The organism is Chamaesiphon polymorphus CCALA 037, from assembly GCF_003003845.1.
GTDB classification, from domain to species: domain Bacteria; phylum Cyanobacteriota; class Cyanobacteriia; order Cyanobacteriales; family Chamaesiphonaceae; genus Chamaesiphon; species Chamaesiphon polymorphus.
Window position 1 is genome coordinate 1 of sequence record NZ_PVWO01000341.1, and the last position, 6,558, is coordinate 6,558.

At 45.6% G+C, this 6,558-nt stretch carries 6 protein-coding genes; 4 read left to right on the forward strand and 2 right to left on the reverse strand.

The features are described 5' to 3' along the window. Positions 1 to 216 precede the first annotated feature (216 nt). Positions 217 to 888 (forward strand): Uma2 family endonuclease, encoded by a 672-nt coding sequence (locus C7B77_RS20990; RefSeq protein WP_106309406.1) that lies wholly within the window; start codon positions 217 to 219, stop codon positions 886 to 888. 143 nt (positions 889 to 1,031) lie between these two features. On the opposite strand, the gene C7B77_RS20995 is transcribed toward C7B77_RS20990, so the two are convergent. Continuing rightward, the gene (locus C7B77_RS20995; RefSeq protein WP_106309409.1) at positions 1,032 to 2,138 is read right to left on the reverse strand and encodes a hypothetical protein; all 1,107 of its coding nucleotides are present in this window, start codon (positions 2,136 to 2,138) and stop codon (positions 1,032 to 1,034) included. Between the two features lie 129 nt (positions 2,139 to 2,267). Then, complete coding sequence (locus C7B77_RS21000; RefSeq protein WP_245894297.1) at positions 2,268 to 3,497, reverse strand: ABC transporter substrate-binding protein; 1,230 nt, start codon at positions 3,495 to 3,497, stop codon at positions 2,268 to 2,270. A 75-nt stretch (positions 3,498 to 3,572) separates the two neighbouring features. On the opposite strand from C7B77_RS21000, the gene C7B77_RS21005 reads away from it, so the two are divergent. The 3 genes from C7B77_RS21005 to C7B77_RS21015 all read left to right on the forward strand — a co-directional run bounded on the left by C7B77_RS21005 (position 3,573) and on the right by C7B77_RS21015 (position 6,396). After that, on the forward strand, positions 3,573 to 4,325 hold the full coding sequence (locus C7B77_RS21005) for a YebC/PmpR family DNA-binding transcriptional regulator (protein WP_106309416.1): 753 nt from the start codon (positions 3,573 to 3,575) through the stop codon (positions 4,323 to 4,325). A gap of 150 nt (positions 4,326 to 4,475) precedes the next feature. Beyond that, the gene (locus C7B77_RS21010; protein WP_106309419.1) at positions 4,476 to 4,955 is read left to right on the forward strand and encodes a hypothetical protein; all 480 of its coding nucleotides are present in this window, start codon (positions 4,476 to 4,478) and stop codon (positions 4,953 to 4,955) included. 454 nt (positions 4,956 to 5,409) lie between these two features. Beyond that, positions 5,410 to 6,396: an ABC transporter ATP-binding protein gene (locus C7B77_RS21015; protein WP_106309422.1), complete on the forward strand. Its 987-nt coding sequence runs from the start codon at positions 5,410 to 5,412 to the stop codon at positions 6,394 to 6,396. Positions 6,397 to 6,558 lie beyond the last annotated feature (162 nt).

The following is a 6,558-nucleotide window of genomic DNA, read 5'->3' on the forward strand; positions in this document are numbered from 1 at the left end:
CGAACTCGTTTCGATCGATCGGATTCAAACCTATGGCAAAGATGGTACTGGCGACAAACTTCTCGAACTATCTCCCGATGAAGAGATTGCGTTCGTAAATTAGCCAGATTGTGAGAATGGGTAATGGGTAATGGGTGATAGATAATGAGTAATGGTAATTATCAATTATCAATTATCAATTAATTTAATCTTTCAAGCTATAAAACTAAAATTGCTATGCTAGATTACCATTCTCAAAAATACTTACCTTCGGCTGACGAACTTTTAGACTCAGATGAAACACCAGTGGACAATGAACTCCAAGAACTAATTCCAGCTCTGCTCAAATCCATCTTATTGATGGTATGGGAACAGAGACAAGATTGGTTCTTTGGAGTCGATATGGGGATCTATTCTAATCCAGAATTACCGCCCATCGTCCCCGCTGCGTTCCTGAGTCTAGGTGTAGAGCGATGTTATGATGAAGAACTCAGACCTAGTTACGTCTTATGGGATGAGGAAGTAATTCCAATTTTTGTCTTAGAAGTAGTTTCGCCCAGATATCGAGAAGAGTACACGACTAAGCTAAAAGTTTACGAGCAAATGGGAGTATTGTATTATGCAATTTACTCCTCAAAACGCAAACGCAAGCCTAAATTGGAAGTATATAAATTAGTCGATGGCAGCTATCAACTCATCCCTGAAAATATCGTCTGGATGCCAGAAATTGGTATGGGCATCGGGTGCGATCGCGGCAATTATGGAGGGATAACTAGAGAGTGGTTGTATTGGTATGATGAAACTGGCAACCGTTATCCTACGCCCAACGAACGAATTCAACAAGAAGTAGATCGATCGAACAAATTAGCAGACAAATTACGGCAATTAGGAATCGATCCTGATGAATAAAAGTTGATATAAATCGTACTATTTCATACTCGTTGGCATAGCCTCTCTGGCAGAGAATCGCTTCAAATATTCACATTGCTAAATCGACAATGGTGCTGGCGAGTAATGCCCACCCTACTAGGTTTAACTCGATTTGTGCTGTGTTAATCTGTCTCGATCGTAATCCCATAACGTGCAAAATCAACTGAGATCGATCGTTTCCAGGCTGTATGATGCAATCTATCGTTAATAGCACTACTTTGCATAATTAATTGAGGATGACGATCGTTGATATTTTCGGTGAGCATCAAACAGGTTTTGTGAGTGTAACGCTGATTGGGAAATAGGGCTAATTTTAGCAATGGTAGTCGTGGTTTTCGCGATTTCTTTTGACTTGCCCAAAGATCGATCCGTGCGGCTTCATCAATGACTGCTTGCGGTAATTTCCAGGGAGCAGACTGGCGGAGGGTATCGACTAAAAGATCCCTCCATGTTAGATCGGAATAGTAATTTTTAACAATCCCGCCACCAAGTATTTGATGCAGCACGGTAGATAATATTACACCATAAAGTCCTAATGCTTCTTCAATTTTGCCCTCATTGAGTAGCGATAAAGATCGCATAGCTCGATCGTTTTCTGGTGTCGCAATATGCTGATTCGTACCCAAAAGTTCAGTGTGAGGAGTGTCTTTATCCGTCCACAGCCAAGGACAATTTTCCCACCGATGGTTTCGATCGATGGCATAGAGATCGGTCAATCCGATTTTAACGATCTGTTCGTCACTCCGGCGATCGGGGCCGATTGCTGCCAGACATAAATCGCGTTCTTTACTATGAGGATTGGGATCTGGAGTCTTTTCATAGATATTTAATACCACTGCTGTTTTGAGTGCGACTCGCCCAGTTTTATCCCATGGAAAATTTCGCACGATTTGTCCCATTCGGAGCAAGCTGAGATCTCGATCGAAATCGCTACGTCCGCGAGCTGTTAAACGACTGAGTAAATATGGCGAAGGCTCGGTAAATTGACACTCAATTTGCCGATTTGACAATCCTTTTGCGATGAGCTGTAATCGTCCTCGCTCACGTACCGGATCGATTGGTGCTGGTAACTTCCAGCCTTCAGTAGCGATCGATTGGTGGCGCGATCTCAATTCATGGGCTAATTTTTGTTCGGCACCTGCTAGCCCACCGAGGACAACAGCATCTCTAGGTGGTGAATTTTGCCCGCCAAGTACGGCATCAGATCGATCGGGTGCGCGGGATGACATATTAGAAAATGTTTAGATCTGGGATTGTTTTATTATTCCCGATATCTGCACGAAACTGACTTGTCAAGCCGACGGATATGGCAACGAGGTAAGATCGGAAAAGCCTTTCTCCTACTCCATATTCCCCAACTATCGATTCAGACTTAAATTCAGTCGTTCCTGAGCCGTTTTTAGTGCGGCTGCTGGCGAATTTTTATTCATTAATACAGACTCGATCGCGCGTCCGAGATTTTCTGAAATTTGGCTGTAACCCGGTTCGATCGGGCGCGCTCTACCGTATTTGGCTTGGTCTAAAAATACTTGAGTTGCAGGAGTTTTACTGACATAATCGCGATAGCTCGATCGATCGCGAGCTTTGAGATTGACGGGTAAATATCCCGTACCTAACGCCCATTCAGTCTGAAAATATTCACTCAATACGTATTCCATGAACTCCCAAGCTGCTTGTTGATGTGCAGGAGTACTTTTCATCATAAATAGATTTTCACCGCCCGTACTTGTCGCCGATCGAGTGCCAGCCGGAATTGGCATAACATCATAGTCGGTAAAATTCATTCCTGCTAATTGACCAAATGTCCAGGGGCCAGTTAATTGCATCGCTACTTTACCAGCCAGGAAATTATCTAATTCATAACCGCGCTCTGGTGAAGATAAAATCGCATGACCATCTTTAACTAAATCTTGCCACAATTTCAAAGCCGCGATCGAGCCGGGATTATCAATCGCCGTTATCTTTCCAGATTTAAGTTCGCCACCGCCACTCCACATAAATGGCAGCCAGGTAAATACCGTCCACTCGCCTTGTCCTAACGGTAACAGCATCCCATATTTATCGATTTTGCCATCGCCATTACTATCGCGAGTCAGTTGTTTGGCAGTTGCTTGAAATTCTGGCCAATTAGTCGGAATTTTCTCGATTCCCGCAGCTTTAAATAAACTGGGACGATAAAAGATGCCGACATTATTCGTGCCAAACGGAATCGACCACAGATGATTTTCGTATTGCATCGAGCCGAGTAAAGCCGGATCGATATCTTTAGTAACTGTCGATCGATTCCAGCGCTCGTCTAAAGGCTCGATCGCTTCTAAATCGACTAATTGTCCCGTCAACATCGAACCATACCAAAGTAAATCGGGCTTCGCATCGCCGACAATTGCCGCGAGAATTTTGGGTAATTGACGATCGGATTGACCGATATATAATGACTCAACTTCGATCTTTGGGTGCGATCGATTGAACTTAGCTACTAACTTATCAAAAACCTCGCGATTGGGTGGCGGATTGATGCCTTGCCATAACGTCAAATGCGTCACCCCATCGCGATTCTCATTCTGAGAGGCTCCGCCAACGAGTCGCACTGGCGTACATCCTGCAAGAATTATGAGTAAAATTAAAGCGATCGAGATTCCAATTTTAGAAGCTAATCGGTTTATATGGCAGGTCATAGTAAATGGGCAAATATTAAGCGACAAAAGGCGCGAGTCGATGCGGTACGTGGGAAAACATTTACCCAATTATCGCGGGCAATTATCGTCGCCGCCCGAAATGGGATTCCCGATCCCGATGGTAACTTTCAACTGCGGACGGCGATCGAAAAAGCCAAAGCAGCAGGTATCCCCAACGATAACATCGATCGGGCGATCGCTAAGGGTTCGGGTACTGCCGATAGTAATGCCCAGCTCGAAGAAATTCGCTACGAAGGTTACGGTGCAGGCGGTGTGGCGATTATTGTCGAAGCTCTGACAGACAACCGCAATCGCACCGCAGCAGAGTTGCGATTTGCCTTTACCAAGCGCGGTGGTAACCTGGGAGAAACTGGCTGTGTGAGCTGGATGTTCGACCTCAAAGGCGTTTGTTCGATCGTCGGGAGTGTGGATGAGGATCGACTCTTAGAAGCGGCTTTAGAAGGCGGTGCGGACGTGTATGAGTTGCTCGACGATGAGGAGCAGCCAGGGGCGGAAGTCTTTACGACAGTGGCAAATCTCGAACGACTCAATACCGCTTTGCGTGCCGAGGGCTTTAAAGTCAGCGATGCCGAGCTACGGTGGGTGCCCCAAACGACGGTATTAGTCGAAGATCCGGAGCAAAGTAAGCAACTGCTCAAATTAATTGAAGTATTAGAAGCCTTGGATGATGTCCAAACAGTAACTGCTAATTTCGATTTGGCGGATGAATTGTTGGGTTAATCGCGATCGAACAGCCACCGATTGAAATCGGGGCAGACTTTGCAACATGAGCGGGGGTTTCTAACCCCACGGCTGTTAAACCGTAGCAGATCCCGATCGAGTGAAACTGTTAAGATCCGATCTGTACCATCCGATCGAGTAGTTAATCTTATGACAGCATATACTCCCGACGAACTAAATGCGATCGCCAGCGCACCGATGACAGTTGGCATGGCGGTAGCTATCGCCGATATGGGAATAATCTCTAGCGCGATCGAAGCTGTGGCACTCACCAAAGAAATCGTCGGTGCGGGCAAAAAATATCCCAATAACTCGATCGTCCAATCCGTGTTCTCAGAAGCCGTTTTAGCTAGCGGTAAAATCCAGCGCAAGAAACCAGATTTTAAACCAGAAGATATCGAATCTGGCGCATTTGTCACTAAAGCGATCGCGTCTGTCGATCTAGCCCTAGCCGCCATTGGCGACAAAGCCACACCCGCAGAAATTACCGAATTCAAGCAGTTTGTCTATGCTTGTGCCGAAGCCGTTGCCAGTGCTGCTGGTAGTGGCTTATTTGGTTCGGGAGATCCCAAAATCAGCCCCGCCGAAGCTTCAGCTCTATCCAAAATCAAGGCAGGATTGAGCATTTAGCTCTTGAGTGAGCGAAGTATTTTCGGCATTACTGATTTGAGGCATGAAATATCCTCGAAATTTGGGTAGGGGCAATGTCTTGAGTGAAACACATGCGGAGGGAACCTCTCTTGGAGAAATTGCATGGGCGGGAAAAATAACCGCATTTCTCCGCTCCGCGTGATTTCACTCGCTTCATGAATTGCCCCTACCCAAATTTCGACATCGCCTCTTCCAGAAAATTATCTCTTAAATTAGCAATACCGTATTTTCAAAGGGTAACCCACAGGATAAAGTAGAGAGGCGATCGGATAGTTGCTCGCGCAGCAACTCAATTGCGATGTAAGTCGATAATTTTCACCCTGTTTGTGGGTATCTTTGGTTAGAGAAGAGATCGACCACAGCCATCAGGGAGAGAGTTATTTAGGCTTGCTTGGCTTTGTCAAAAATTCTTTACCCCCGACTCCCAATCGTTATGACGCTAACCACTGACATCGTAGATCGATCGACGCCAACTTACGAAATTGCTACCGCGATCGAGACATATCAATTACGTAAAGTCTACCGCACTGGCTTTTGGTTAAATCGCAAAGTCGAATCATTAAAAGAATGCACCCTCCAAGTCTATGAAGGCGAAACTTTTGGACTATTGGGCTTGAATGGTGCGGGCAAAACTACACTCCTCAAAACATTATTAGGTATTGTCAAGCCAACAGCAGGTAAAGGCTTATTACTCGGCCAACCTTTAGGCGATCGATCGATCAAACAAAAGATCGGTTACCTACCAGAAAATCCTTATTTCTACGACTTTCTCACTGGCTGGGAATTATTAGAATACACCGCTGGCTTATTTGAAATCCCCCGATCGATCCAAAAACAACGCATCCCAGCACTCCTCGAAATGGTCGGTTTAGCCCAATCGGCGGCCAAGAAAAAGCAACTCCGTCAGTACTCCAAAGGCATGGTACAACGAGTCGGCATGGCACAGGCATTAATTAACGACCCCGACCTCGTATTCCTCGACGAACCCATGTCTGGACTCGATCCCTTGGGTCGAAAACAGATGCGCGATCTGATTGTTTCGTTAGGCGATCGTGGTAAAACCGTCTTCTTTAACAGTCACGTCCTCACCGAAGTAGAACAGATTTGTAGTCGCGTCGGTATCTTAGCTCAAGGCGAACTAATTTGCTGCGGTACTCTATCCGAATTACTCACCAACGAAGATCGCTATTATTATGTCTCTGGACGCGGTGGCGATCGAGATATTCTCAATCGCTGGATCGAAAAAATCGATTATAGAGACGATATTTGGACTGGCAAAATCTACGGCGAACCCCAAGAATTTATGGCAACACTAAGATTGATGGATGCCGAATTAATCTCCCTCCAACAAGGACGCGCCTCGCTCGAAGAATTCTTCATGGAACAAATGGAACTCCGAGGCATTCGATCGAGCAGCTAGAAAGTCGAAATGTAGAGTAGGGGTAATGTCTTGACCGAAACACATGCGGAGGAAACCTCCGCGTGATTTCGGTCGCTTCATGAATTACCCCTACTCTACATTTCGACTTAGGAAGCAACTTGGGTTAAATAATCGGATCGTGGATGGTAACCAACTTAGTAC